We start from the raw sequence: 25,706 nt of genomic DNA, 5'->3' as shown, positions 1-25,706 counted from the left end.
GTATGATGCGTTACTAACGCACCCTACTCGATCGCAAAAATTTATGTGGAAATACATCGCCAAACGCCTACTCAGCCTCCTACCAGTTTTATTAGGAATTACCCTTTTAGTATTCGTATTGTTGCACCTAATACCAGGCGATCCAGCCGTAGTACTATCAGGAGAAAGAGCCACACCAGAACAAGTGGAAGCACTCAGACAGCAGTTAGGTTTAAATCGGCCTTTACCCCTACAATATCTCGCATTTCTAGAAAAGCTAATTCGCTTCGACTTTGGCACCAGTATTATCAGCGGTATTCCGATTGCCGATGAGATAAAAAATCGCTGGCCTGCTACATTTGAGTTATCCGTCGCCGCGATGTTAATAGCAATTACTTTGGGAATACCAGCCGGAATTTTCGCCGCAGTTCGCAAAAATAGCTGGCTCGATAATCTCTTAATGAGTGGCTCTTTGATTGGTGTTTCTCTACCAGTATACTGGTTAGGATTATTGCTAATTTACTTATTTGCAGTCAACCTACAACTGCTACCTCCCAGCGGGCGAATTAGTGTTGAAACTGGTTTCAATTTCAAACCAATCACAAACTTTTATGTGCTGGATTCTTTGTTCAGATTTGATATAGCAAACTTAAAAGATGTGCTAGTTCACCTTATTTTACCAGCACTAACATTAGGCACTATCCCCCTAGCAATTATCGCTCGGATTACGCGCAGTGCCATGCTGGAAGTGCTATTGCAAGATTATATACGCACTGCTAAAGCAAAAGGCGTTCCCAGATACTTAGTTATATTCCAACACGCGCTGAAAAATGCTTTATTGCCAATTAGTACCACTATAGGTTTACAATTCGGTAACCTTCTTGGTGGAGCCATTCTCACTGAAACAATCTTTTCTTGGCCGGGAATTGGTTCTTGGATATATGAGGGAATTCTAGCGCGAGATTACCCTGTTGTGCAAGGCGGGGTGGTGTTTGTGTCCGTGACTTTTGTGCTAATTAATTTGTTAGTTGATATATCTTATGCTTTGTTCGATCCGAGAATTCAATACAAATGAGGGAGAGGGAAGAGGGAGAGGGAGGGGGTAAAAAATATGTTTTTTACGAACATTTGCATAGAAATGGCGAAAGGTCAGAAAAAAGCTTTTAGTTTGGTGAAATTAAGGGGTAGATTACCTATGAGTAGTTTTGAAGAGTTGCAAGTGTGGCAGAAAGCGATGGATATGGCAGAGGCAGTATACAGAGTGGCACTAACATTTCCAACCCAGTATAGGTTTAGTCTGTGCCAGCAGCTAGAGCGTTCATCAATATCTGTTGCATCGAACATTGCAGAAGGTTATGGTCGTCGTACAACTGGTGAATACATTCAATTTTTAGGAATTGCTCGTGGTTCGGCAAACGAAGTGATTACACAGTTAATACTAGCTCAGCGTATGAAAATGACTGACACGGATTTGCAACCAGTCATCAAACAGTGTATTGAAATTCGTCAAATGCTCTCAGCAATGATGAAGTCTCTGGGCAACAAATAACTTTCCCTCGTCCCTGTCCCTCTCCCTCGTCCCTCTCCCTCCTTTCCATGAATCCACTTAAACGGTTTTTACAATCCACTTCTGGGAAAATTGGCCTAATCCTAACAATCGCTATCCTACTAATTTCCCTTTTAGCGCCAATTCTCCATCCCTACGACCCCGCCACCGACAGAAACTATCTGTTGCGGTTGAAACCTCCGAATTCCGAACATTGGTTTGGCACTGACGGGTTAGGGAGAGATATTTTAGTTCTGGTGTGGTACGGAATGCGAACCTCTCTGACTGTCGGACTGATATCGGTAGGATTGGGATTAATTGTAGGATTAATTTTGGGACTGATTGCTGGCTATTTCCGAGGTTATATCGAAACGGTAATTGGGTGGTTAACTGATATTTTGTTAGCTTTTCCTTCTATACTGTTAGCGATCGCGATCGTCACCGTTAGTGGCCCCAGTCTGCAAAGCGTTATGATCGCCGTGGGAGTAGTACAAATCCCGATTTATATCAGACTTACGCGCAGCATGGTACTATCCCTGAGAGAACAGGAATTTGTAATAGCAACGAAAGCTCTCGGTGCTTCTCCAACGCGCATTATTTTCAACCACATTTTGCCCAGCACCCTATCGCCGTTAGTCGTACAAGCCACTCTTTCTATAGGTACTGCTACCCTGGAAGCGGCAGGATTGGGTTTTTTGGGTTTAGGCGCACAACCTCCTACACCAGAGTTAGGAACGATGCTATCTGATGCTTTTAAAAGTGGCTATTCTCTTTCTTCACCTTGGACAACAATTTTCCCCGGTTTATTTATTACCCTGACTGTTTTAGCTTTCAATCTTTTGGGTGATGGTTTGCGCGATAGTCTCGATCCGCGTTCTTAGGGACTGGTGACTGGAAGGTGTTTACGCTCCACTGTGTTCCGAATTGGCATATAAAATGATTAGAGTCGGAAAATATTAACCTTTGAACAAGCGAGTGATCGAGTATACAATTGAGTTGGCCAGCCCGATGACAGCACTAATCAGGTAAATGTTTTGCCAAGTTTCTCTGGAACTCATACGATAGGTTGTGGCACGACCCCTACCGCCTGCGCCATCACGTTCTAAATCGTAAATAATTTTCTCTCGATACCATCTGTCAGACTTTCCTGGATACTTAAATTTCGCGTGTTCCAGCAGTCGTTTTGCTAAGGCTTTATCTCCTCTGACAGCCTGGAGCAAAATTGGATCTATCCCATCGGTATTCCTGGAATTATTATGCCAGATCGCCACACCGACTAGAGCCACTACCATGAGTAGAGCTATTATTAGGCTGGGTTTCATAGCTTATCCACCTGATAAATATCGCTATTCTATCCGCTGATTTTTTGAACGGCAAGTACGTAAATTTACCATCTTAAATCCCTCAATCTTCTACCTCAAGTTGACCTACCGTAACGGCGCAAAAACCAAAAGCCGCAACCATTGGCATCGGACACTTCATGACATAACTTATAATTGCGGCTACCATCGCCCCAACCACAGATGCGATCGCCCACAATCTTTCCTCAGCACTTAATCCTTTTTGTGCTTTAATTAATCTGAGCGCTTTACTAGGTATTGGCTCCGGCATTACTGCTCCGGGCGGAAAAGCCCAGTAGGTGTCATAACCCGCGACAACTAAATCAGTCCAGCCATTTTCTTGGCACCATTCCGAGATCCATTCTTCAGCGTAATGCTTCATCTTTATTCCCTCACCATCCCTCAATCCAAAAGTCACATCTGATGCAGTCGCGTAGGCGCGGGGTAAACCCTTGCCTACAGCGGTCAGTCACTAGGAAATAAACAACTGACCATAAAGAGTTGTTAAAAGTTTTTAAGTATTGTTAACTTGTGACTTTCTAAAACTACGCCATGTTCAGAATAGGTTAACAGAACCTGGTTTCTAATAAAAGTAAAAGATACCAAATTTAACGGAGCGATTACTGAATCTGATGGGGACACTTAAAAACGTTCTAGCCGAACATTTTAATTTAACGGATAATGAGATATTTGGCTAAAAGTGTCCCCGATCGAGGTGAGGTCTTAGATGACTGTAACTACAAACAGCAAAACGGTAGAGATAACCAAGCCACCAGAACTAGAGGTGGTGAACATGACCAAGCGTTTTGGCACGATGACAGCGCTGGATAATGTCTCAATGACACTGAAACCGGGGACATTCCACGCGCTGCTGGGCGAGAATGGGGCGGGCAAAAGTACCCTTGTCAAGTGCGTGATGGGTTTTTATACTGCTGACAGCGGGGAAGTTTTGATTGACCAGCAATCTCGCGACATTAGCAGTCCCCGCGATGCTCACAAATACGGCATTGGCATGGTTTATCAGCACTTCACCTCAGTGCCTGCCATGACCGTAGCAGAAAATTTGGTGCTGTCCCGCTTCGACAGTGCCAATATAATTAAGTGGGATGAAGAGTACGATCGCCTCACCCTGTTTATGAAATCGGCTCCTTTTCAGGTAGATTTACATACTCCCGTCGCACAATTGGCAGCCGGACAAAAGCAGAAACTGGAAATTCTCAAACAGCTTTATCTTAAAAGTCGAATTCTAATTTTGGATGAGCCTACCTCAGTACTTACTCCCCTCGAAGCCGATGAAGTTCTAGGATTATTGCGCCAAGAAGTAACCGCCGGAAAGTTAAGCGTATTGATGATCAGCCACAAATTCCGCGAAGTGATGGCTTTTGTGGATGAAGTCACCGTACTGCGTAAAGGTAAGTTTGCCGGTAACGGCTTGGTAAAAAATCTCACCGTCGCCGACATGGCGCAAATGATGCTGGGTGAGAGGCGCGAAGCAAAACCTGTTGAGAAGACTGCACCAGGCGATCGCATCGCCGTCCTGGAAGCCCAAGACCTTCACGCCAATAAGGATAATGGACTGGAAGCAGTTTGCGGTGTTAACCTCACCGTACACGCTGGCGAGATTGTGGGAATTGCTGGCGTCTCTGGTAACGGTCAGCGGGAACTGGTAGAAGTATTAGCAGGTCAGCGTCCCGCCACGGCTGGGGAAATTTTGGTAAATGGGGAAGTTTATAAGGCAACGCGAAAGGAAATGTACAAACATCAAATTTTCTCGCTGCCGGAGGAACCGCTCAAAAATGCCTGCGTACCTTATATGAGTGTGGCAGAAAATCTGGCATTACGCACATTCGATCGCGCACCGCAAGCCAAAAGCGGCGTGTTCCTCCTCCAAAACATCATCCGTCAAGTAGCCCAGGTTTTAATTACTCAGTTTTCCATCAAAACACCCTCCGCAGACACACCAGTTGGTAACCTTTCCGGCGGCAATGTGCAGCGAACCGTTTTGGCACGGGAACTTTCATCGGATACGGTGAAATTGCTGATCGCTGCTAATCCCTGTTTCGGTCTGGATTTTGCGGCAGTTGAGTTTATTCACGGTCAGATTGTGTCAGCGCGAAATCGAGGCGTGGCGGTGTTGCTAGTGAGTGAAGATTTGGATGAAATATTGAAATTGAGTGATCGCATCCTTGTCATCAGCGAAGGTAAATTTGTTTATGAAAGTGAGATAAAAGACGCCGATTTCGCTACCATCGGTCAACGTATGGCCGGACACTAGAAAAGTCAAAAGTCAAAAGTCAAGAAGGGAGTGAGGGAGTGGGGGAGTGGGGGAGTGGGGGAGTGAGGGAGAGGGGCAGAGGGGCAGAGGGGCAGAGGGGCAGAGGGGCAGAGGCGAAATTTTCTTGACCACTGACCACTGACCACTGACCACTGACCACTGACCACTGACCACTGACCATTGACCACTGACCACTGACAACTGACCACTGACCACTGACAACTGACAACTGACCACTGACAACTGACCACTGACCACTGACCACTGACCATTGACCCTACTGAACTTCTTGTCCGTTGGCGGCCCGATCGAGTCCCTGTTTCACCCAGTTCATACAATCTATTTCCGATTTGAATAATTTAGGGGCGGCAATATTTCTTAATTCTTCGGGCGGGTAATGGTCATAAAAAAATCTTGTAGACATTCCGTAAATCATAATCAGATTGTCGCGATAAGTATATCTAGACTTAAAAATATCTAGAGGATATACAACATCGGAATACTCATCAAGATGTTCTTTCGCGACATCTATTATGGTATTAATGCTACTAGAATAAATGCCAGATGGATTTTTGGCCTTTTGAAACTTACCTTTATTTCCTAATTCAGATAGTAAATGATAAGAGTAAATGTGTTGACCGTCAACTATCCCAAAAACAAATGGGATGATAAGATGTCCTTTGTAGGCAACCGACTTTTCGTAGAGTAACCGACTCATATCGATTTGGGATTTGGGATTTTAGATTTGGGATTTGGGGTTAACTAATGAGCGAAATAATTAAAATTGCTCTAAGATTCTGGATGGGACGAAAAATAAAGGGCCGATTGATATAAAAATTGTTCTTGATGAGTGAGGAGAGTGCAATCAGACAAAGGGTAAGCCACACAGGTAATAGTGTAGCCAGCTTCTATCTCTTGCTGGCGCAGAAACTTTTGCTCGCTCATGTCTACCTCACCGCTGACCAGCTTGGCGACACAGGCGGAACAATCTCCTTGCTTGCACCCAGATGGTAACCTAATACCAGCAGCCTCAGCAATATCTAGAATATACTCCGAGTCTGGAACTGCGATCGTGCGGTCTAGTCCAATAGCCGGATTTACCAGCCTGATTTGATAAACTGCCATATTATTGCCCCATACGCTTTCTTCGCATAACTTCTGATTTTACCAAGACTGGCGATCGCGCAATGAAACAGAAAAACTTTCCGACCACTGAATTAATGTTCCTACCAATCACAAGGCATTTACCATCGGTAAGGGTCACACCTTACAAAACGGTTGTACCAGGCAAGTGTGATATTTGTCTATGAAACCTGTAAGTATATTTACATCTTTCCAACAGTTCCTGATCACTTGGCTGCTGATCCTAAGCGCAGGTTGGGCTACTTGGTGCGCGATCGCCTACATAGGCGAGCAGATCAGTATTTTGCTGACAGCGGGGTTGATTGCATTTCTACTCAACTATCCTGTCAAAGTGCTGAAACCCTTTTTGCCCCGCACTTTGGCAGCAGGTCTGGTATATTTAGTAGCAGCCATAGCGGTGGTATTTATTGCCCTGACGCTGGTGCCGCCAGTGTTTAACCAAGGGCGACAATTGCTGACGAATTTACCGTCTCTGGTGCAGTCGGCTCAGCAGCAATTAGATAATTTTCAAATCTGGAGTTTCGATCATAATTTGCCGTTTGATGTACGGACTTTAGCTTCGCAACAGTTGGCGCGAGTACAAACTCAAGCAGAAGCGATCGCAGCCAAAGGCTTTGGCTTGGTATTAGGTACGTTTAACTGGTTTCTGGACTTAATTCTAATTGTCGTGATCTCGTTTTATATGCTCATTGATGGCGAGAGAGTTTGGCGAAGTCTGACCAGTATTTTCTCGGCCCCAATCCAAGCAGGGTTGACGGAATCCCTGCAACGCAATCTCCAGCGGTTTGTTTCCGGTCAATTGCTGTTGGGTTTGTTTATGGCGGTGACTCTGAGTCTGGCATTTTGGTTGCTGCGGGTTTCCTTTTTTCTAGTATTTGCCGTGTTTATCGGCGTTATGGAAGTGATTCCTTTTGTGGGGGCGAGTTTAGGAATTGGGGCGGTAGTAATTGTGGTAGCGTTTATTAACTGGTGGCAAGCGCTGCAAGTGTTGGTGGTGGCGATCGCAATTCAGCAAGTGAAAGATAATTTGTTAGCTCCCCGACTTATGGGCAATCTCACTGGTTTGTCGCCTGTAATTATATTCGTTTCTCTGCTGTTAGGTGCCAAAGTGGGAGGACTGTTGGGGGTCATTCTGGCCATTCCGATGACCGGTGTGGTGAAAAGCGTTGCCGAAATTGTGTTTGAGCCGACTCTACCACCTCAAACCGGATCTTTCTTTCACAACCCCTTTGACAGAGAACCTTTGGCTCTAGCTTCCGGCGAACCCCAAGCTAGAGCCTCTACAGGTTCACAGCTTTCTGAAAATGCCAACGTCAGAAACGATACACCAGCGCCACGCTGACGCTAGAAGCTGGATCTAGCTCACCGACTTCTTCAAGAAGTCGGGGATCTGGGCAGCAAGTTTTGCTTAACAAGCGTGCCATTCATCTATAAAATACCCATTACTGATACAATAGAAAATCCTTGCTACTTTAGCCTCATTTGCATGACTGTTTACCAAATTGGTCAACAGGTCATCGGTCATTGACTGCATTCTTGCCGATGCCCCATGTCGAAACGAGCTGAAAGTAGCCTTATTGTCCATAAGGAGAACATTGAAATGAATATCTACGAAACAATGTTTATCTTGCGTCCCGATCTCGGAGAAGAGCAAGTTAATCAGGCGATCGAGAAATATCAAACTCTGCTGCGCGATCAAGGAGCCCAAGAAATTGAAATCCAGAATCGTGGCAAGCACCGTCTGGCTTACGAAATCAAAAGACAGCGGGATGGCGTCTACATCCAGATGAACTACAAGGGTAATGGCATCTTTGTAGCTCCCTTTGAACGGGCTATGCGTCTGAGCGATGAGGTGATTCGCTACCTGACTCTCAAGCAGGAAGAAGCCTCAGTAAAACCAGAGCCTGCTGAAGTAGAAGCCTAATAGGAAGAAGGGGCTAGGGGCAACAAAAGTCAAAAGTCAAAAGTCAAAAGTCAAAAGTAAAGAAGGGTTAGGGGCTAGGCGCTAGGGGAAGAGGGGAAGAGGGGAAGATTTTATTTGAAATCTGAAATCTAAAATCTAAAATCTCAAATGCCTACTTCCCTCTGGGCATGGTAGAATTAGCCATATTTGGCAACACAATTGGCCTGTGTTGCCACCACCACCGGCAAGATCGTCGCAGAGGAGTTGTGAGCTTTTGTGAGCCAAACTGACACCTATACCCAACAAGCCGCCCTACAATCAGAGGTATCTCACCTGCACGAAGAGTTGCAGCTGCGAGACCAACTGGTTCAACAGTTATCCCAAGAACTGTTCCGCCTGGTAAAAGGAAATACAACTTTCCTTCCCACTCCAGAGGTTTCCGATCGCAATCAGTCTCAAATGCTTGCCCTGCGGGAAGAACTGCAAGGAGTCGAGCAGCAGGTAACCTTTTACCAAGAGCAGATTTCCGATCGCGATGGGGAAATCTATCACCTGCGCCAAACTGTCCAAGAATTGACAGACCGCAGTCGGATGTTGGAACAGGTGGTGCAGGAACTACCTCAAATTTATCGCCAGAAGTTTGCCGAACGCCTAGTTCCAGTAAAAGAAAAACTGGCTCAGCTACAACGGGAAAACCGACAACTGCACGCAGAACTGCAAAGTGTAAGCTATCGTCTGGCTGTGAAAAACCGCAACACTGATGGCAAACTCGATCTGCCTAGCTTCCCAAGGCTGGGTTCCGGTCGGGCTAGTCTGCCTAGCTTCGGGAATGCTTGAAGTCTGGCTCGTAGTTGAGGCGGAGGTGAATGCGATCGACAAAGCGGTTGTTTCATCTCCTACTACCTCTGCTATGGTGGGGGCTCTGAAAGAAGCTATGGCAACTTATCCGGTCAGAAGTGCTGTAGCGCGAGTAGTTAGCTCTGGCGATCTGGATAATTTATACTCAAGCTATCTCTACGGTGGCAATTTGGTGGAAAGCCAGGATGAAACTGAAATTCTCCTGTGTCCTTTGACGCTGAATCTTCCAACTACTTTTTCATTTCCACATCAGGAAATCTATCAAGCTTGTCGCGATGTGGTGGGTTTGCGGCAACAGGTCTTGAGGCAATTGGGATACGCAATCGGAGATGGTTACTTTTGGCTACCAGTGGTGCTGACGGGGAAAGGGCCTCTCTATGGTGAAGCGATCGGTCTGCGCGAGCAAACAACTGATGAGTTCAGACGCTCTAGTTCTTCTACCCTTTGCTTGAGTTACTCTCAACCGATACATCTGTGCGATGCTAAGCGACAGAGAATCTACAAACTAGCTCACAGACTACTGCAATTACTCGCAGCACCACCAGCAACCTACTTGGTGCAATTTAGTTTTCAAGGCGAAGATATCTGCTTTGACCGACTTTGGCCATTTCCAGCCGCACCTGCGATCGCCAGTTTAGGCGTCCAATCACCCGATCTGTTCGCCTGCCATTGGCACTGCTTGACCGATCGGCCCCTGTTCGACCTCGCGATCGTACCTTTGAATCCGGGGAATCTCACTAATGACAACTGACAGCGGAAGAAGGGGCTAGGGGCTAGGGGCTAGGGGCTAGGGGCTAGGGGCTAGGGGGATAGGGGGAAGAGGGGAAGAGATTTACAACTGACAACTGACAACTGACCACTGACAACTGACCACTGACAACTGACTAGCTTCGTTGACAACATTACCATAATTACGTCAAGATTAGAACAAGTATTAAACTTTGTAAAGGCTGGTGTAAATGTCTTTGGAAGTTATATCCGTAGAGAATATCCAGGAAATTGCCCATCAATACGGCTACTTGGCGGTATTCCTGGGAATTTTGCTAGAAAATCTGGGACTTCCCTTGCCGGGTGAAACGATTACTCTAGCAGGGGGGTTTTTGGCAGGCAGCGGTCAGCTAAACTACTGGATTGTATTGGGTAGTGCGATCGCAGGCGCATTTCTCGGCGGTAACTGCGGCTATTGGATAGGCCGATATGGCGGCTGGCCGTTGCTATTGAGCATAGGAAAAATCTTCCGTATGCGTGAAGAGAAACTCTTAGAACTTAAGCAGCAATTCAGCGAAAATTCGGGAAAAACTGTCTTTATCGCTCGATTCATTGCCCTGCTGCGGATATTCGCCAGCCCATTAGCCGGAATTGCAGAAATGCCCTTCCTCAAGTTTATGCTTTATAACTTTGCTGGGGCAACCGCATGGGCATTAGTGATGGTAACTTTATCATTTTTTGCAGGGCAAGTCGTTCCCCTAGAGAAATTAGTCGCTTGGGTCGCTGAATTTGCCGTAGTAGCTTTACTACTTGTAATTGCCTGGATTTTCGTACCCATCTGGTTGGAGTCCCGTCAAGTCAAACAATCATACACCAACGAACTGAAGCAACCAGACTAATCAAAATGATATTCCTTCCTCATTGTTTAACCTCCCAACCCCCCTCTTTGCCTGTGGAGAGGGGGGTGTTTTGCGCCTTTACCAATTCCCAAATGCCAAAAAGTCTCAACGGTCTTTTGCTGGTGGGTCTACTTTTGCTAATTCCTGCCAGCGCTCATCCAAATGTTCGCGTTCAATCTCCCAAAACGCTAACAGCCGACTCTGGCGGCAATATCCTTACTCGCGATGAGTTGTATTTTGGCTTATCAAAACCAGGAGGGGCAAAGATTTCCGAGGCTGAATGGCAGATGTTTTTGCAGCGGGTAATCACACCTCACTTTCCGGAAGGGCTAACTGTGCTGGATGCCTACGGACAGTATCTCAATAAAAAAGGCCAATTGAATAAAGAGAAAACTAAGTTAGTTATTTTGCTGTACCAAAACAGCGACGTTAAAAATCAGTTAATTGAAGAAATTATCGCTAAGTATAAGCAGGATTTTCACCAAGAGTCTGTTCTCCGCGTGACGAGTTCTGCTAAAGTTTCTTTCTGAATAGGTATACTCCACTATCTTTAAAATCCTTTAAAAATGTCCTCGAGTGCCATGATGCGTTCCCTTCGGTAAACACTAAGTCAAAAATAGGTTATAGCTAGGGACTAGGGGCTAGGGGCTAGGGGCTAGGGAAGAGGGAAGAGGTTACTCCGTAAGGGATTATGGACTTCATGTAACAGTTGGAGTTGGCTTAATCGCCCTGGCGGTTGCTATAACTACCGAAACAGATCGATCGTACTTTATATCAAAAATTGTGTGAGCATTGATTTTAGATAAAATTGCAATACTTTACAAATGCCTCCTAGATCGGAAGCTTGGAAGAATGTATTGTAAACATTGCTAAGATTTTACAATTAGTGTCACCTCTTTGATAGATTAGGAGATTAACGATGGGCGTAGCGGTCGGTATGGTTGAAGTGAAGGGTCTTCCTCCCGCTCTAGCGGTGGCAGATGCGATGGTTAAAGCCGCCAGCGTGACACTGGTCTATATAGAGAAGGTTAGTAGCGCTCGCTACACAGTCATCGTGCGAGGGAATGTTTCGGACGTGCAAGCTTCTGTTGCGGCTGGGGTAGAGTCCGTAGGGCGAGTCACTACAGAAGAGAAACTATTGCTCTCTTACCATGTTATTGCTCGCCCCCATGAAAATATCGATACTGTTTTGCCGATCCATTTTAGAGCAGCAGTAGAACAGTTTCGTGTGTAATCGAGATAACTGAGCTAGTCGAAAGCTCTGAGAGTAACTGCTCCTCATCTGGTATATCAAAAGGTGTACCAGATGTAGGTATAATATGATACTTTTTGCGTAAAATTTAAATATTGTTTTTTAAGGAAGCATAAAGGGTGTTTGAAAAGTTGGCAGTGGAGTGAGAAACCGGGTTTATTTGGCTGCACCAGACGCTTTTCTTGCCCCGCGCTTAAGCCTAAGCCACTCTCTAGGCTGGCTGGATTGCCTTGTGTAGCTTAATTTCACCAGTTTTTCACATTTCCTTAGTTAAGATAGTAATAGGGCTTAGTTTTGGGAGATGGAACTTTTTTGAGCCAAATTTATCTAAATCCCCTAGAATGTTGATTTTATTAAATTTTTACAATACATAAATATAGACTAATTTTTTTGCCCCAATCGTTAAGACATTCTTTATTAAAGCTAATAAAGCATATTTATATCCGAGAATAAAAAAATGATTCCTGAAAACCATAGCAACCAAAACAAAAAAATGGCAAGCAAAACAAAAAGTCAACAATCGCAAGGTTATTTATATAAAAAATCCATAGAAAGTTACTTGCGAGTATATAGGACTTATAAAGATAGAGAGGGTTCTACTTTGGGACAGATTGATTATTCTTGCTCTAAGGAAAGGAGTCGGCACGATATGCAAATAGAACTGGAGAGGCTAGAGCGAGAGTTACAAGCCAGCGAAGCCCGCTTTCATAATGCGATCGCTAAGAGTGCGGATGGCATAGTGATAGTCAACCAAAAAGGCATTGTCTGTTTTGTAAACCCATGCGCTCAATCTCTTTTCAATTGCGACGAGTCGGAAATTTTAGGTAAAGAATTTTTCGGATGCCTTGTAGTTGAAGGGATAGTTTGCGAGATGGACACTGAAATTATTCCTGGAGTTGGAGAAACAGATACAGCAGGAATATATGTAGTCCAAACACAAGTAGAAGTTATCCGCAAAGACCAAGAAAAACTTGTGGCAGAAATGCGGGTGGTGGAAACAGAATGGGAAGGGGAAGTAGCCTATCTGGTTACCCTGCGCGACATTACCGATCGCAGAAAGACAGAAGAGATGCTGAGGCTGTACAGTCGAGCTATGGAAGCGGCTGGTTCCGGCATCCTGATTATTGATGCAACCAAACCGGACAATCCGATTGTGCATTGCAATCCTGCCTTTGAAACGATGACAGGCTATTCGCGGGATGAAGTGCTTGGGCGTAACTGTCGATTTTTGCAGGGTGATGATACGGAAGAAGCTGCGGTGGAGAAAATTCGTCAAGCTTTGAGTACTCAAAGCGAATGTCGGGTTGTGATTAAGAATTACCGTAAAGATGGCAGCGTTTTTTGGAACGATTTGGCAATTTCTCCCGTGCGCTCTAGCACTGGTAAATTGACTCATTTCATCGGAGTGCAAACCGACATCACCGAACGCAAACAGGTGGAAGAAGCACTGCGAAACAGCGAAGAATTATATCGCACTCTGGCTCGTAATTTACCCAATGGGGCGGTGTTTCTGTTCGATCGAGACTTACGCTACACCCTTGTTGAAGGTACAGATTTAGGAGCAGGAGAAATTTCTAAAGAGTTATTGGAAGGGAAGATAATTTGGGAGAGTTTATCCCCTGAGTTCTGTGAAATAATAGAGCCAATATATCGGGGAGCATTAGCTGGAACAACAACTGTCTGCGAATTGCCTTGGGGCGACTATATCTACGATACTCACGTTTTGCCGCTGAGAAACGATCGCGACGAAATTTTTGCTGGCATGGTCATGACTCAGAACATTACCGAACGCAAGCAGGCGGAGGAAGCATTGCGGCGATCGGAAACTCGATCTAGAGAGCAAGCAACTAGGCTGGAAGAAACTTTAAACGAATTGCAACGCACCCACACTCAACTCGTCCATAGTGAAAAAATGTCCAGTTTGGGATTACTGGTAGCAGGGGTGGCTCACGAAATTAATAACCCGGTAAACTTTATCAGCGGGAATCTCAATTATGTCAATCAATACACTCAAGAATTGTTAGAATTGCTACAACTATTCCACCAACACTATCCTAACCCAGGAGCGCAGATTCAAGAGAAAATGGACGCCATTGAACTCGATTTTCTGGTTGAGGATTTACCCAAAATACTGTCTTCAATGAAACTGGGTGTTGAGCGCATTTGTCAGATTGTCCTGTCGCTACGGAACTTCTCGCGCCTTGACGAAGCAGAGATGAAACCTGTTAACATCCACGAAGGTATTGATAGCACGCTGCTGATTTTGCAAAATCGCCTCAAATTTAAGGCGGGAGAGCCTAATATTGAAGTTGTCAAAAAATACGGCGATCTTCCTCAAGTGGAGTGTTATCCAGGCCCGATGAACCAAGTATTCATGAATATTCTCAGCAATGCGATCGATGCTATGGATGATTACCACAAAGAGTGTTCATCCCAAGAGATGCAAAAGAATGTTAGTAAGATTAGCATTCACACCGAAGTAATAGATAGGGATTACGCGGTCATCAAGATTTCTGACAACGGACCTGGTATAAGATCTGAAGTGAAGCAAAGAATATTTGACCCATTCTTTACAACAAAACAAGTGGGTAAAGGTACAGGACTGGGTTTGTCAATTAGTTATCAAATTATTGTGGAAAGACACGGCGGTAAATTGGAGTGTAATTCCGAAGAAAAACAGGGGACGGAGTTCGTGATTAAGATTCCAATTCGACAGCAAAATCAGAACACCGCAACGCCAGCAAAAAAATAAAATTGTATTATAATGCAGCGCCTTGGCAACTTAAAAATATCGCTCAGATCGGATAAAATCAGATCTGGGCTACAGCCAAGATCGCTTTTTGCTGGCGATGGAATTTCCACAGCGTCCTAGTAATTATAAAAGCAAATGCGTTTTATAATTTAGAAATTGGCTATAATCAATCTTGTCAGCAGTTGAAAGGTTGTTTGGAGCCAAATCGTAACATATATGTTAAAATTTGCCAAGACTTGCTAATACTTTAAGTAACTTGTTTCAATACGAGCCGAAAAACTACAAATGAGTGACAACGCTACTATTACTGAGAACCCTTTGCTAATTGGCAAAGGATTGCCCCCGTTTGAAGCCATTAAGCCAGAGTATGTGGTGCCTGCTTTTGAACAGCTGCTGGCTAAACTAGACGCCGATCTTGCCAGCTTGTCAGCTCAGTTAGAGCCGACTTGGAGCGGTTTGGTAGAGCCACTAGATCGCCTGAAAGATCCCCTAAACTGGAGTTGGGGCGCGGTGAGCCATTTGATGGGCGTCAAGAATAGCCCCGAACTGCGCCTAGCCCACGAAACTGTGCAGCCAAAACTGGTGCAGTTTTACAACAAGCTCAGCCAAAGCAAACCTATCTACGACGCTTTTAAGGCATTGCGTGAGAGCGATCGCTGGGCTACTCTAGAATCAGCACAACACCGCATTGTGGAAACTGCCATCAAAGACGCAGAACTTTCTGGCGTCGGTTTGTCAGGCGAACAGAAAGAGCGTTTCAATGCCATTCAACTGGAACTGGCAGAACTTTCCACCAAATTTTCCAACCACGTACTCGACGCCACCAAAGCCTTTAGCCTTACCCTGACAAGCTTTGAGGAAGTTGACGGATTACCCCCAAGCTTACTGAGTTTAGCAGCACAATCGGCGCGTGCAGCCGGTGAAGAAAACGCCACCCCTGAGAATGGCCCTTGGCGGATCACCTTAGATTTCCCCAGTTATGGCCCTTTCATGCAGCACAGCACCCGTCGAGATTTGCGCGAAAAGCTGTATAAAGCTTTCATCAGCCGCGCTTCTAGTGGGGAATTGGATAACAAACCGTCGATCGATCGCATCTTACAATTACGTAAGGAAAAAGCAGCGCTGCTCGGCTTTAACAGTTACGCTGAATTAAGCTTAGCCCGCAAAATGGCTCCTTCTGTTGAAGCAGTAGAAGCTTTGCTAGAAGAACTGCGCCGCGTTAGTTACGATGCTGCTGCCAAAGATTTGGAAGAATTGAAAGCCTTTGCTGCTGCTAAAGGTGTTAAAGAAAGTAGCGATTTGAAGCACTGGGATGTTAGTTTTTGGTCAGAACGCCAACGGGAAGAAAAATTTGCCTTCAATGCAGAAGAATTGCGCCCTTACTTTCCCTTACCCCAAGTTTTAGATGGGTTGTTCTCATTAGCAAAAAGGTTGTTTGGCGTCACTATCACCGCAGCCGATGGTACTGCGCCAGTGTGGCATGAAGATGTGCGTTATTTTCAAATTGCTGATGAAACTGGTACACCAATAGCTTACTTCTATTTAGATCCTTTCAGTCGTCCAGCCGAAAAACGCGGCGGTGCTTGGATGGATGAGTGCATAGTCCGCGCCAAAATCATCGAAAATGGTACATCCACTACTCGCTTACCAGTAGCATATTTGGTATGCAACCAAACTCCTCCGATAGATGATAAGCCTAGCCTAATGACTTTTGGCGAAGTGGAAACATTGTTCCACGAATTCGGTCACGGCTTGCAACATATGCTGACCAAAGTGGATTATCCGGGAGCATCAGGCATCAATAATATAGAGTGGGATGCCGTCGAATTGCCCAGCCAGTTTATGGAAAACTGGTGCTATCACCAGGAAACACTGTTCGGTATGGCGAAGCATTACGAAACTGGTGAAACCCTGCCAGAAGAGTATTATCAAAAGCTATTGGCTGCACGCAATTACATGAGTGGCAGTGTAACGTTGCGGCAAATTCACTTTAGCAGCCTTGACATAGAATTGCACCATCGCTATCAACCTGGTGGCGATGAAACTCCCGCTGATGTGCGTAACCGTCTTGCCAAAACCACTACTATTTTGCCACCTTTGCCAGAAGACGCTTTCTTATGTGCGTTTGGGCATATCTTTGCTGGCGGTTATGCAGCTGGTTATTACAGCTACAAGTGGGCAGAAGTATTGAGTGCAGATGCTTTTGCTGCTTTTGAAGAAGCCGGTTTGGAGGATGAGAAAGCTTTAACTAATACTGGTTTGCGCTTCCGGGATACGGTGTTAGCTTCTGGTGGGAGTTTGCACCCGATGGAAGTGTTTAAAGCTTTCCGAGGAAGGGAACCGAGTGTGGTAGCTTTGCTGAGGCATAACGGTTTGGTTGCTGCTTAATTAGCTATTTTAATAATGCCGTCTGATGGAAATCTGCGGCTATACCCCCCCTCTTTCCCTCCGTTGACGGAGGGATGAAAGGGGGGTTTTCTATGCTGGCTATTTTTTAGTAGACTAAAGTCGCGGCTATAGCAACCGCCAAGGCGATTAGGGCAGTAGGGGCGAACGCAAGTGCGTGCCGGAGGCATTAGCATTCGGGCATATAATTTATTGGTTAAAACCGAAGATTTACTACCCGAATGCTTCGCCCCTAGCCCCTAGCCCCCTCCCCAGATTTATGGCTTAACCGACGAAAGCGGTCGCGGCTACACAAACAAAGACTGCCTACGCGGTCTAAAATATAAAAATTCTCCTTATTGTGTAGGCTCAGTGAGTGCGATCGCTAATTTTCTGCTAAAATTATCTTAAAAATCAATTCACCCTAGTTTAATATGAATTCCTTAATTTACTCCCATCCCCAAACCGAGAATACCGTCAAAATTGTGGTAACGGAAGTTATCGGAGACAATTTGTGTATAGCCTCAGATGACGGACAGAAAGTTTATGAACTGATTGCAACAGCTTTTAAAGAAGGTAAAAATGTGATTCTTTCGTTTAAAAATGGTGAGGATATCACTCCTGCTTTCTTAAGCGATGCGATCGGTCATTTGTACGCCACGTTTCCCGAAGAGCAAATTCAAACATCACTCAGCGTAATTGATATAGATACTGATGATGCGGACATGATTGATGACGCAATTTATTGGACAAAGCAGTATTTAAAAGACCCGCAGAGATTTGAGGCAGCTGCACGGGAAGCTTTCGGTGATTACTATGAGTAACCAAGTCTACAGCATCGATCAATATATATTTGGCAATGCTGATGCTGTGTTGTTTGATGCAAATGTTTGGCTTTACATTTATGGGCCGCATGGCGATCGATATCCTCAATACCGGAGAGCATATACTTGGGCATTTAGGCGGATTCGCAGTGCGAAAGGTCGAATATTGCTCGACGTGCTTGTGCTTTCTGAATTTATTAATGCCTACTCTCGATTTGTTTACAACAATTTGTCCGAAACTACAAAACAAGAAAATTTTAAGGCTTTCAGGAATAGTGCTGATTTCAAACCTGTTGCCGAACAAATTGCCAAATACTCTCGGAGAATACTAGAGAAGTCTGAGCGAACTGAGAGCGGTTTTGAGTCAGCAGATTTGATCCCAATAATGAGCGATTACGCGACTGGAGAGAAGGATTTTAATGACCAGATATTAGCTGAATTGTGCAGGACAAAAGGGCTGAAGTTGGTGACGCACGATGCTGATTTTCAGGGTGAAGATTTGACGATTATTACGGGTAATCCACAGTTACTTAGATGATGGGTTTTTGAGATGATGGTGGGGTGCGATCGCATTTTTCTATAGTCTAACCCTAACACAAAACTGGCAAGTGTACGAGATCGATCGAGGAAGATTCAGTTTTAGCAATAATTTCCACAATTTTTTCACTATTTTGCAATAGTTCATTCCAACCAGCTTCGTTAATTCGCTCTATCTGTTCCAGGCGCAGGCGATGTTCGTCAAACACCCAATACTTAAGGCTGGGTAAAAGATACCGAATCAAAGCCATCCATTCTGCTAAATTGAAAGCTAACGGATTACCTTGCATGAGTGCAATTTTACCTGCATTTCCCAAAGCAGCAATACTATGCGCTACCAGCAGCATAGAACGATATTTGGGATGGTCGTTTAAAATAAATTTAGTTTCCCCATGTTCGGAATAGTGCCTTAACATTATATAAGCTCTCAGCACGATTTCTATTACCGCTGGTGTAATTCCCGATACTAGAAAATGCCGAAAATCGTAGCCATTCAAATACATCCATCGCGATAATTCTCCCAAAGTTCGATTATTTTCGCCAAAGCTACCAGCATTGATTCCTTGCACTAAAGTCATAAATGGCGCGGGTAATCCCATCGGCGTTGCAACATCAGAAATTAAATGGCCGATATGTTTTAAAATAGCTTCAATTAGTCCGACAGGTTGGCTATTTGGCACAAATTTAATCTCTAAATTGTGCATCCCAGTAAGCGTTTCGTAGGAAAAACCAGTAACGCTTCCTCGCATGATGTCAAGGACACCAAAAATAAATCCCAAAACGGGATCGTGTCCTAATGATTGGAAGCGATGAGATTTGGGATACATTCCCCCAATAAGTTTCTGATTATCATAAGGAACTTTGCAGACTTTTTCTAGATATTTCGCCCATTGTGCAAACCAATCATCGGCTTTTTTAATATTGTATTGCTTTAGCCATGCGGTGAGAGGACTGCCGATTTGTCCGCTATATTCGCCGCTAGTCATCGTGGCGGGAATTCTGACTAACATGAAATCAGTTAATGCTGCCAAAACGCCACTAGCGCCAACAAAAATATAATCCCATTTATCCCAGGCGTACTGTGCATCGTAGGATTCATTTTGCAATTTATTCAAGTCTGCATCTGTTAAAAAAGCTTCGTAAGGTGCAAGCGGATCGAGTTGTTGCTGAAGTGCGTAAATTTGGCACTGTCTGACAAAACTATCCCAATCTTTGAAACCAATTTTTACTAACTCTCGATTGACAGCATTGCGACGACGATCGTACAATTGTAAAATCTCATCTGCATCAAAATCACTGAAGTCATCTGCATCAAGAAAATCGACAGATGCTTCTAATTCTGCTATCATTTTCTCAAGTTCTTGAATATCTTGAGATTGCTGGGAAACATCTGCTAGTTTTACTTCTATATCTGTGACTGCAACATCAAGCTGGCGCAGGATATGATGCTGTGTTTGCAGTACAGATCTTAACTCGGCAACAAAGCGATCGCAAATCATTTTAAACTCCTCTGAGTATGTTGTTGCGCTTTAGCGCTAAAGCGCAATAACGTACCTAATACTTAAATTTGTGCTGGTTTCCGTTTGGCAAGTAATTGCTGGAGATATCGCATTTTTTCAGTTAAAATCTGAATCGCTTCTCGATTAGTTTCGGCATCAGCAGCAGCTTTTTGTAAATTATCTATTCTTTCGATTAATTGATTGAGTGCGCCTTGCAGATTTTGAATTACAAGTTGTGCTTTCCTTTCTCTTTTGAGCATTTCTTCTTCTTTGGCGCGTGTACCTCCCGTATCCAAAAGTTGGGATACTCCCCAAAAAATACCTGCACCTAAAAGAACGGCAACGCCAATACCGGGAACCATCCCAAAACCTAAACCAAGTGCTGCTAATCCTGATGTAATTCCGGCTGCGCTCAATCCTATCACGGAACCAGAAAAATAAACGGCAGCAATGGGAACGCCAACGGCAGAAAGCCCAGAAGCAGCAGTTTTAATCGCGTCAGCAGCTTGGTTGTCATCTAAACCGCGATCGCGAATTTTCTTTATTTCTTGGACAAATTTTTCAATGGCTTCTACCTGTTTATCCGTGACGCCTAATTCTTGCTGTGCCAACTTAATTGCTTTTTCTTCATTCGGGTCGAGTTCATCGTTTGCCCATGCAGTGTCTATAAGGTTTAACATCAATCCAAAACGCAGTTTTTCGTCTGCATTTGACAACGCTTTTAAGCAATGTTGTAATGATGGAGGCTCAATAATATATGATTGCACTTGGCGTTTGGCAGATTCAGACATTCCATCTAAATCCATGATGCCAAAAATTAGATCGATTTCGTCTTTGTCGAGGGAACCATCGGCTGTCGCAATGGCAAATAAAGCACCGTAGAAAGAAATGCGATCGCTCTCCGGTACTTGGGCCAAATCTAAGGGTTGCTGTGGGTTTGAGTTTTCACCTTTTTTTAGCATATCTGTGGCTGCTAGAGTTGCCTGAAATGCAGCGGTGCTAACAGATGTACCAGCATTGGCGGCTGTTTCTGCTGCGGCTTTAGTAGCTTGTGATGCCGCATTACCAATAGCTTTTCCGGCATTGGCGGCTGTTTCTGTGATTGATTCCCAAAAATTAGATTGTGCCATAATTAATCTAGATTTCCCACTTTTATTTAACGATGGAATTAATTTCGATACCAAAGTTTTTGGTAATAGTCTCAATTACCTTCGCTTCTTCAAGAGTAATAACTCCATCTAGCTGTGCAAGTTTTTCGCATTGAGCCAGAAGCGGTACAGCAAAGTCGCTATTGATTTGCTCCAGCAATGTTTCTAAAGGTGGTCGTGATTTGATATTGGCAGCGATCGCATCCATTGAAGCGGGACTCAGATTCAACGTTTGTAATTCTGGCAAAATCTCCGGCCAAGTTTTGTCTGGATTATCTGCCAAAACAACATGAACCAAAATTTGATCCATGACTACTTGTTGCTCGATCGCACCCTCTAAATACTTTTCACTTTCTACCAGAGAAGTTTCAAGTATAGCTTCCATAGTCAATGGCTCGTTTTTGGCTTCGTAGAAACGACAAGCTCCATATCCCAGTGCATAGATCATTGCTGCACTAGCGCTGGCATTAATCACTGCCCCTGCAATCGGCACCTTTCGCAACAAGCCCAAACCTGCATCGATCGCTAAATTACCACCAAGAGACAGACCGAAAATTGTGAGGACTTCGCCCTTGCGATCGCTCGATTGTAAATCCTGTCCATAAGCAGCGGCAATCTGATAAACCAATTCTGCTGACAATGCAGTAGTAGCTGCCAAATCGACTCCTGCCATTGCCAGCGCTGCTCCCGGCAGCAAGTTGCTAGCTAGCCCAGATCCTGCTGCAAGCAGCGCTTTATTTAGCATCAGATGATGGGCAATCTGACTTGGCTTTTCGTCGGGGTACTGCTGCTCTAGCTGTCTTACTTCCGCTTCGGCTTTAACTATATCAACTTTGTCTATGAAGCGGATTAGCCAATCAGTGCTTACCTTTTTGGCTCTTTCAATTGTTTTGCCAGTAGTATCAACGATGGGCGCAACTACATAATATGTAGCTGTTTTGACAACTGCTTTACCTGCTTGGGTGGCAGTACCTGCGATCGCACCGCCAACTTCTGAAGCTTTCCCCATCGCCGCTTTGCCTGCTTGCATGGTAGCGCCTGCGATCGCACCGCCAATTTCTGGCGTTTTCCCCATCGCCGCTTTACCTGCTTGCATGGTAGCGCCTGCGATCGCACCTCCAGCATTTGTAGCCATCTTAGTAATTGAACCCCAAAAAGATGGTTGGTTAGACCTCTTTTCTATAGATGATTGGCTATCTGCTTCTGTTTTGATAATAGAAGTCAAATTTTCAACTTTTGTTGCTGCTTCAGATGTTAACGAAGGTAAATTTATCTGTTCTTCTAACTCAAAGTATTGTTGCCAATCAGGAAAATCCTCACCCGTTTCTCGTCCGTATATCTTGACTTTTTTGACAGATTGAATACCTAAACTTATCAATCCCTCACGAATCGGCGGAACAACTGTCTGTTGTTTTGGAACTTGGGCTGATATCAGCATTACCTGTAAGCAACTATCTTTATGACTCACTTTTGCAGTAATGCTTTCGGAGTTTAACCACTGATTAATCAAAGTTGCGATCGCATTCACATCACCCTGTTTAGCCAACTCTTCCCCATTCGGCAACTTCTGCGCTTCTACCTCAAATTCCTCATTCCAAGCCGGAAATTCTTCCCCTACCTGTTTGCCGTAAACCTTTACGCGCTTAATCGACTCAGCCCCTAAACTCGGTATCGACTTACGCAGCAGGGAAACCAAAGTTTCTTGCGGTGGCACTTGCGCCGCTTCCAACATGATTTGCAGACAATCATTTTTCATGGAAGCTTTTGCAGTGATGCCTTTGGGTTGTAGCTTGCGGTTCATCAGGGTTGCGATCGCATTCACATCGCCCTGCTTGGCAAGTTCCAGAAGATTCGGCTGAGTCATAATTGGCAGAGGTGAGGACTTTAACCATTGGTTTAAGTCTACTCCCTTTGGATGAATAATTAAACAGTGTTTTCACCAATTTGTTAGGTGATGAGAAGACAGTGCGATCGCTACGCTACAGGAAGCTGTTCGCAAGCGTTAGGCGATCGCACTCATCAATTTCCCAGGACTTCTCACTTAGTCGTTAGACCTCAGTAATTAGTTAGGAGTGTGATATTACACCATTCCTTCATCTTACGAAATTCCCGCAACTTTCAATTTCAATTTTTCAGCAACTCTTAACTCGGCCAAACGTTTTTCATATTTTTGGTCTATTTCCAATGTCAGGTCGCACAATTCTTTAGCTTTTTGTTCGGTTATTTTCGCAAGTTCAAGCAGTTCTGTCAGTTCGGCTAGTTCCTGTTCGCTCATTGATGGTTGTGTCATTGTCAGTTCTCCAAACGAGTTTTGAGCCTATTAGCATTTATTTTAACTTCCAATACCCGCCCCAGGATTATTCCTAAATCTTCTCCCGCCTCCTGAATTATTTCACTAGCGACATTTTCTGGCGAGATGCGATCGACAATACTCTGAATTCTCCCTCTATATATTTCTACAAAAAGCAGGATATTACTCAGAGCAGCAAAAAACTGAGTAAGCACAACGTTATCAGGAAAGCGGGACAATCTTTGTCTGACTAAGTTCAGTCCCTCTGTAGCATCTCGTTCAGTTTGCTCTAGTTCTTGATTTAGTCGGTCAATGAGAGCTAAAATTTGGGATGGTATAGGCATTGTGAATTAAAATCGAACCTTTAGAGCATAATATCAATAATAGAGTAACCAAGTATTAGTGTAGCTGCGATTTTCTTCATTTTTAACTGGCGGACTGGAAGCAGACAGATTCATTTTGAGATTTAATCGCTTTGGGCCAAACGCAAACAAATTAAGCGACCTATCCTTGATTTAGGGTTAGTTATCGATCGCTCTAGTTCAAAGTGCTGGTTTAAGTATACCCCTTTGGATCGATGATTAAACAGTGTTTTCGCCAATTTGTTAGGTGATGAGAAGACAGTGCGATCGCTACGCTACAGGAAGCTGTTCGCAAGCGTTAGGCGATCGCCAATATTACAAATCCGGTTCTATTCCAAGCGATCGCAATTGTTCCGCCAACCTTTGAGCGCGTCGTTCCGCTTCCACAGCGCGTTCTTCCGGTGTCAGCAATCTTTGTCCTTGTTCGTCATACCAATACAACCACTCTCGCGTGATTCCCTGAAAAGTTCCCCGTTCTTTGCCAATTCCCAAACCTATTTCTGTTAGCCAAACAGGATTTCCCGACTGCAAATGATATGAACCATTCACTAAACAATATACTTCCAGGGGTGGTCTTCTGCGACTCAGGAGATTGTAAATTACATAGTACAAAACTCCCATTTCCACATAGGTTTCCTTCTTCGTGATATATTCCTCGCCTGATACCTGAGATACGACTTCTAGCACTAAAATAGGGACTATATCATTTTCTTCCCAAAGTACATACGAAGAGCGGAGTCCTTCATCAATAAACCGCTCTACTCCTAAGCTGAGAAAACCATCAGGCACTATGGCAGATTCTTCCGGGTCATAATAAATCCCCATACCCACTCCAAAGAACCAATCCCAGCGGTTTGCCCACGCCAAAGCTAGTATCGTTTTTAGCAGGTGGGGAATTAAATCTTGCAGTTCGTTATTGACAGGTGTATCGTCAGAGTAGGCTAGCTCCTCGGCTGGGGGCAAGTATTCCCACGATTTGTACTTTAACATGATGGATTTCCTCAAAACTAATAGCTTTATGATAGCGAGCAGAAAAAGAACCAAAATTCTGCCCTCTGACGCACCCTACAGGCTGAAAATTAATAACTAGCAACTTGCCTTTCCTAGAAATCCGGTTCTATTCCAGCATTTCGCAATTGTTCTGCCAACCTCTGGGCGCGTCGTTCCGCTTCTTGACGGCGTTGAAGCTCAAATTGAGCTACCTGTTGTACTTCGGTTAGTTGTTCTTCCGGTGTCAGCAATCTTTGTCCTTGTTCGTTGTACCAATACAACCACTCTCGCGTGATTCCCTGAAATGTTCCCCTTTCTTTGTCAATTCCCAAACCAATTTCAGGTAGCCAAATGGGATTTCCCGACAGCAAGTTATATGAACCATTTACTAAATGATGCACTTCCAAACGGGGTTTTTGGCGACGCAGGGGATTGTAAATTGCATAGTACAAAACTCCCATTTCGGCATACATTCCTTTTTTCCGCTTATATTCCCCTCCTGGTTTATGGGATACGACTTCTAGCACTAAAATCGGCACTATATAATTTTCTTCCCAAAGTACATAAGAAGAGCGCAGTCCTTCATCAAAAAACCGCTCAACACCAAAGCTAAGAAACCCATCCGGTACTATGGCAGGTTCTTTGGGGTCATAATAAATACCCATATCAACACCAAAGAACCAATCCCAGCGGTTTGCCCACACCATTGCTAATATCGATTTCAGCAGGTGGGGAATTAAATCTTGCAGTTCGTTATCCACAGGAGTATCGTCTGAGTTGGGTAGAGCTTCCGCAGGGGGTAAACAGTCTAACGGTTTGTACTTTAACATAGCAGATTTATCCAACTTTAATAATTTTACGATAACTGAGTCTTTTGGAATTATTATGCTGATGTTCCAAGGTTAACATTTTTGTAGGGACACGGCATAATAAAATTTTTGGACGATCGATATTATGTGATGGTGCCGTGTCTCTACAGAATTATGTATTGTAGCCCAGAAACCCGGTTTCTTCAA

Annotated in this window: 27 protein-coding genes and 1 pseudogene; 15 read left to right on the top strand and 13 right to left on the bottom strand. The window is 44.4% G+C overall.

The genetic code is table 11. From position 1 onward, the window contains the following. Nucleotides 1–43 precede the first annotated feature (43 nt). The 3 genes from LAY57_RS06275 to LAY57_RS06265 all read left to right on the top strand — a co-directional run bounded on the left by LAY57_RS06275 (nt 44) and on the right by LAY57_RS06265 (nt 2,406). Nucleotides 44–1,054, top strand: a complete 1,011-nt coding sequence (locus tag LAY57_RS06275; protein WP_249065470.1) for an ABC transporter permease — start codon at nt 44–46, stop codon at nt 1,052–1,054. 120 nt (nt 1,055–1,174) lie between these two features. Next, entirely contained in the window at nt 1,175–1,528 is a 354-nt protein-coding gene (locus LAY57_RS06270) for a four helix bundle protein (protein WP_249065469.1), read from the top strand. Nucleotides 1,529–1,575: 47 nt separating this feature from the next. Beyond that, the gene (locus LAY57_RS06265) at nt 1,576–2,406 is read left to right on the top strand and encodes an ABC transporter permease (RefSeq protein ID WP_249065468.1); all 831 of its coding nucleotides are present in this window, start codon (nt 1,576–1,578) and stop codon (nt 2,404–2,406) included. Nucleotides 2,407–2,481: 75 nt separating this feature from the next. Here the strand turns inward: LAY57_RS06265 and LAY57_RS06260 are convergent, their stop codons facing one another. Next, on the bottom strand, nt 2,482–2,847 hold the full coding sequence (locus LAY57_RS06260; protein WP_249065467.1) for a hypothetical protein: 366 nt from the start codon (nt 2,845–2,847) through the stop codon (nt 2,482–2,484). Between the two features lie 82 nt (nt 2,848–2,929). Further along, a complete protein-coding gene (locus LAY57_RS06255) occupies nt 2,930–3,247 on the bottom strand; it encodes a slr1957 family protein (protein ID WP_249065466.1) in 318 nt (105 codons plus the stop codon). A 345-nt stretch (nt 3,248–3,592) separates the two neighbouring features. On the opposite strand from LAY57_RS06255, the gene LAY57_RS06250 reads away from it, so the two are divergent. After that, nucleotides 3,593–5,140: an ABC transporter ATP-binding protein gene (locus tag LAY57_RS06250; protein ID WP_249065465.1), complete on the top strand. Its 1,548-nt coding sequence runs from the start codon at nt 3,593–3,595 to the stop codon at nt 5,138–5,140. A 12-nt stretch (nt 5,141–5,152) separates the two neighbouring features. Here LAY57_RS06250 and LAY57_RS06245 read toward each other — a convergent pair whose 3' ends face one another. The 4 genes and pseudogenes from LAY57_RS06245 to LAY57_RS06235 form a co-directional block, all read right to left on the bottom strand. Beyond that, entirely contained in the window at nt 5,153–5,356 is a 204-nt protein-coding gene (locus LAY57_RS06245) for a hypothetical protein (RefSeq protein WP_420839068.1), read from the bottom strand. Then, nucleotides 5,319–5,405, bottom strand: a pseudogene (locus LAY57_RS36425) (hypothetical protein); the annotation flags it as partial. The pseudogene LAY57_RS36425 and the gene LAY57_RS06245, both read right to left, overlap by 38 nt. A 12-nt stretch (nt 5,406–5,417) precedes the next feature. Further along, a complete protein-coding gene (locus tag LAY57_RS06240) occupies nt 5,418–5,858 on the bottom strand; it encodes a hypothetical protein (RefSeq protein WP_249065463.1) in 441 nt (146 codons plus the stop codon). A 71-nt stretch (nt 5,859–5,929) separates the two neighbouring features. Then, entirely contained in the window at nt 5,930–6,265 is a 336-nt protein-coding gene (locus LAY57_RS06235; RefSeq protein ID WP_249065462.1) for a 2Fe-2S iron-sulfur cluster-binding protein, read from the bottom strand. A gap of 181 nt (nt 6,266–6,446) precedes the next feature. Between LAY57_RS06235 and LAY57_RS06230 the strand changes: the two genes are divergently transcribed. From LAY57_RS06230 to LAY57_RS06180, 11 genes are all read left to right on the top strand, one after another. Further along, nucleotides 6,447–7,625: an AI-2E family transporter gene (locus LAY57_RS06230; protein ID WP_249065461.1), complete on the top strand. Its 1,179-nt coding sequence runs from the start codon at nt 6,447–6,449 to the stop codon at nt 7,623–7,625. 258 nt (nt 7,626–7,883) lie between these two features. Further along, nucleotides 7,884–8,207, top strand: coding sequence for a 30S ribosomal protein S6 (rpsF, locus tag LAY57_RS06225; RefSeq protein WP_249065460.1), 324 nt, complete (start codon nt 7,884–7,886; stop codon nt 8,205–8,207). A gap of 255 nt (nt 8,208–8,462) precedes the next feature. Then, a complete protein-coding gene (locus LAY57_RS06220; protein WP_249065459.1) occupies nt 8,463–9,023 on the top strand; it encodes an Npun_F5560 family protein in 561 nt (186 codons plus the stop codon). Next, nucleotides 9,016–9,795, top strand: coding sequence for a hypothetical protein (locus tag LAY57_RS06215; protein WP_249065458.1), 780 nt, complete (start codon nt 9,016–9,018; stop codon nt 9,793–9,795). Before LAY57_RS06220 ends, LAY57_RS06215 begins: the two co-directional genes overlap by 8 nt. A gap of 208 nt (nt 9,796–10,003) precedes the next feature. Further along, nucleotides 10,004–10,651: a DedA family protein gene (locus tag LAY57_RS06210; protein WP_249065457.1), complete on the top strand. Its 648-nt coding sequence runs from the start codon at nt 10,004–10,006 to the stop codon at nt 10,649–10,651. A gap of 92 nt (nt 10,652–10,743) precedes the next feature. Next, nucleotides 10,744–11,181: a DUF3574 domain-containing protein gene (locus LAY57_RS06205; protein ID WP_249065456.1), complete on the top strand. Its 438-nt coding sequence runs from the start codon at nt 10,744–10,746 to the stop codon at nt 11,179–11,181. Between the two features lie 389 nt (nt 11,182–11,570). Next, a complete protein-coding gene (locus tag LAY57_RS06200) occupies nt 11,571–11,885 on the top strand; it encodes a carbon dioxide-concentrating mechanism protein CcmK (RefSeq protein WP_249065455.1) in 315 nt (104 codons plus the stop codon). Nucleotides 11,886–12,396: 511 nt separating this feature from the next. Continuing rightward, nucleotides 12,397–14,655 carry a PAS domain S-box protein gene (locus LAY57_RS06195; RefSeq protein ID WP_249065454.1) on the top strand — a complete coding sequence of 753 codons (2,259 nt, stop codon included), beginning with the start codon at nt 12,397–12,399 and terminating at the stop codon, nt 14,653–14,655. Between the two features lie 285 nt (nt 14,656–14,940). Next, a complete protein-coding gene (locus LAY57_RS06190; RefSeq protein ID WP_249065453.1) occupies nt 14,941–17,043 on the top strand; it encodes a M3 family metallopeptidase in 2,103 nt (700 codons plus the stop codon). 431 nt (nt 17,044–17,474) lie between these two features. Next, on the top strand, nt 17,475–17,864 hold the full coding sequence (locus tag LAY57_RS06185) for an STAS-like domain-containing protein (RefSeq protein ID WP_249065452.1): 390 nt from the start codon (nt 17,475–17,477) through the stop codon (nt 17,862–17,864). Continuing rightward, on the top strand, nt 17,857–18,402 hold the full coding sequence (locus LAY57_RS06180; protein WP_249065451.1) for a type II toxin-antitoxin system VapC family toxin: 546 nt from the start codon (nt 17,857–17,859) through the stop codon (nt 18,400–18,402). The genes LAY57_RS06185 and LAY57_RS06180 overlap by 8 nt, the downstream gene beginning before the upstream one ends. A 52-nt stretch (nt 18,403–18,454) precedes the next feature. On the opposite strand, the gene LAY57_RS06175 is transcribed toward LAY57_RS06180, so the two are convergent. The 7 genes from LAY57_RS06175 to LAY57_RS06145 form a co-directional block, all read right to left on the bottom strand. Next, on the bottom strand, nt 18,455–19,900 hold the full coding sequence (locus LAY57_RS06175) for a hypothetical protein (RefSeq protein ID WP_249065450.1): 1,446 nt from the start codon (nt 19,898–19,900) through the stop codon (nt 18,455–18,457). A 62-nt stretch (nt 19,901–19,962) separates the two neighbouring features. Next, nucleotides 19,963–21,030 carry a DUF533 domain-containing protein gene (locus LAY57_RS06170; protein ID WP_249065449.1) on the bottom strand — a complete coding sequence of 356 codons (1,068 nt, stop codon included), beginning with the start codon at nt 21,028–21,030 and terminating at the stop codon, nt 19,963–19,965. Between the two features lie 22 nt (nt 21,031–21,052). Continuing rightward, nucleotides 21,053–22,912 carry a hypothetical protein gene (locus LAY57_RS06165; protein WP_249065448.1) on the bottom strand — a complete coding sequence of 620 codons (1,860 nt, stop codon included), beginning with the start codon at nt 22,910–22,912 and terminating at the stop codon, nt 21,053–21,055. Nucleotides 22,913–23,146: 234 nt separating this feature from the next. Further along, nucleotides 23,147–23,338, bottom strand: a complete 192-nt coding sequence (locus LAY57_RS06160; protein WP_249065447.1) for a hypothetical protein — start codon at nt 23,336–23,338, stop codon at nt 23,147–23,149. Nucleotides 23,339–23,340: 2 nt separating this feature from the next. Further along, nucleotides 23,341–23,682, bottom strand: a complete 342-nt coding sequence (locus LAY57_RS06155) for a hypothetical protein (RefSeq protein ID WP_249065446.1) — start codon at nt 23,680–23,682, stop codon at nt 23,341–23,343. A 333-nt stretch (nt 23,683–24,015) separates the two neighbouring features. Next, entirely contained in the window at nt 24,016–24,690 is a 675-nt protein-coding gene (locus LAY57_RS06150) for a Uma2 family endonuclease (protein WP_249065445.1), read from the bottom strand. 113 nt (nt 24,691–24,803) lie between these two features. Next, nucleotides 24,804–25,520, bottom strand: coding sequence for a Uma2 family endonuclease (locus LAY57_RS06145; RefSeq protein ID WP_249065444.1), 717 nt, complete (start codon nt 25,518–25,520; stop codon nt 24,804–24,806). Nucleotides 25,521–25,706: the final 186 nt, after the last annotated feature.

Origin of the sequence: Argonema antarcticum A004/B2, assembly GCF_023333585.1 — a bacterium.
GTDB classification, from domain to species: domain Bacteria; phylum Cyanobacteriota; class Cyanobacteriia; order Cyanobacteriales; family Aerosakkonemataceae; genus Argonema; species Argonema antarcticum.
Note: the sequence above shows the minus strand (reverse complement) of the source record. Positions and strands in the feature narration are given on the sequence as shown.

Bases quoted from the DNA above. Each gene is read 5' to 3' on its own strand.
- LAY57_RS06160 (WP_249065447.1), bottom strand. From the start codon at position 23,338: ATGACACAACCATCAATGAGCGAACAGGAACTAGCCGAACTGACAGAA.
- rpsF (WP_249065460.1), top strand. From the start codon at position 7,884: ATGAATATCTACGAAACAATGTTTATCTTGCGTCCCGATCTCGGAGAA.
- LAY57_RS06235 (WP_249065462.1), bottom strand. From the start codon at position 6,265: ATGGCAGTTTATCAAATCAGGCTGGTAAATCCGGCTATTGGACTAGAC.
- LAY57_RS06275 (WP_249065470.1), top strand. From the start codon at position 44: ATGTGGAAATACATCGCCAAACGCCTACTCAGCCTCCTACCAGTTTTA.
- LAY57_RS06175 (WP_249065450.1), bottom strand. From the start codon at position 19,900: ATGATTTGCGATCGCTTTGTTGCCGAGTTAAGATCTGTACTGCAAACA.
- LAY57_RS06270 (WP_249065469.1), top strand. From the start codon at position 1,175: ATGAGTAGTTTTGAAGAGTTGCAAGTGTGGCAGAAAGCGATGGATATG.
- LAY57_RS06150 (WP_249065445.1), bottom strand. From the start codon at position 24,690: ATGTTAAAGTACAAATCGTGGGAATACTTGCCCCCAGCCGAGGAGCTA.
- LAY57_RS06205 (WP_249065456.1), top strand. From the start codon at position 10,744: ATGCCAAAAAGTCTCAACGGTCTTTTGCTGGTGGGTCTACTTTTGCTA.
- LAY57_RS06185 (WP_249065452.1), top strand. From the start codon at position 17,475: ATGAATTCCTTAATTTACTCCCATCCCCAAACCGAGAATACCGTCAAA.
- LAY57_RS06180 (WP_249065451.1), top strand. From the start codon at position 17,857: ATGAGTAACCAAGTCTACAGCATCGATCAATATATATTTGGCAATGCT.
- LAY57_RS06165 (WP_249065448.1), bottom strand. From the start codon at position 22,912: ATGACTCAGCCGAATCTTCTGGAACTTGCCAAGCAGGGCGATGTGAAT.
- LAY57_RS06195 (WP_249065454.1), top strand. From the start codon at position 12,397: ATGGCAAGCAAAACAAAAAGTCAACAATCGCAAGGTTATTTATATAAA.
- LAY57_RS06265 (WP_249065468.1), top strand. From the start codon at position 1,576: ATGAATCCACTTAAACGGTTTTTACAATCCACTTCTGGGAAAATTGGC.
- LAY57_RS06190 (WP_249065453.1), top strand. From the start codon at position 14,941: ATGAGTGACAACGCTACTATTACTGAGAACCCTTTGCTAATTGGCAAA.
- LAY57_RS06155 (WP_249065446.1), bottom strand. From the start codon at position 23,682: ATGCCTATACCATCCCAAATTTTAGCTCTCATTGACCGACTAAATCAA.
- LAY57_RS06250 (WP_249065465.1), top strand. From the start codon at position 3,593: ATGACTGTAACTACAAACAGCAAAACGGTAGAGATAACCAAGCCACCA.
- LAY57_RS06255 (WP_249065466.1), bottom strand. From the start codon at position 3,247: ATGAAGCATTACGCTGAAGAATGGATCTCGGAATGGTGCCAAGAAAAT.
- LAY57_RS06215 (WP_249065458.1), top strand. From the start codon at position 9,016: ATGCTTGAAGTCTGGCTCGTAGTTGAGGCGGAGGTGAATGCGATCGAC.
- LAY57_RS06145 (WP_249065444.1), bottom strand. From the start codon at position 25,520: ATGTTAAAGTACAAACCGTTAGACTGTTTACCCCCTGCGGAAGCTCTA.
- LAY57_RS06240 (WP_249065463.1), bottom strand. From the start codon at position 5,858: ATGAGTCGGTTACTCTACGAAAAGTCGGTTGCCTACAAAGGACATCTT.
- LAY57_RS06170 (WP_249065449.1), bottom strand. From the start codon at position 21,030: ATGGCACAATCTAATTTTTGGGAATCAATCACAGAAACAGCCGCCAAT.
- LAY57_RS06260 (WP_249065467.1), bottom strand. From the start codon at position 2,847: ATGAAACCCAGCCTAATAATAGCTCTACTCATGGTAGTGGCTCTAGTC.
- LAY57_RS06210 (WP_249065457.1), top strand. From the start codon at position 10,004: ATGTCTTTGGAAGTTATATCCGTAGAGAATATCCAGGAAATTGCCCAT.
- LAY57_RS06230 (WP_249065461.1), top strand. From the start codon at position 6,447: ATGAAACCTGTAAGTATATTTACATCTTTCCAACAGTTCCTGATCACT.
- LAY57_RS06200 (WP_249065455.1), top strand. From the start codon at position 11,571: ATGGGCGTAGCGGTCGGTATGGTTGAAGTGAAGGGTCTTCCTCCCGCT.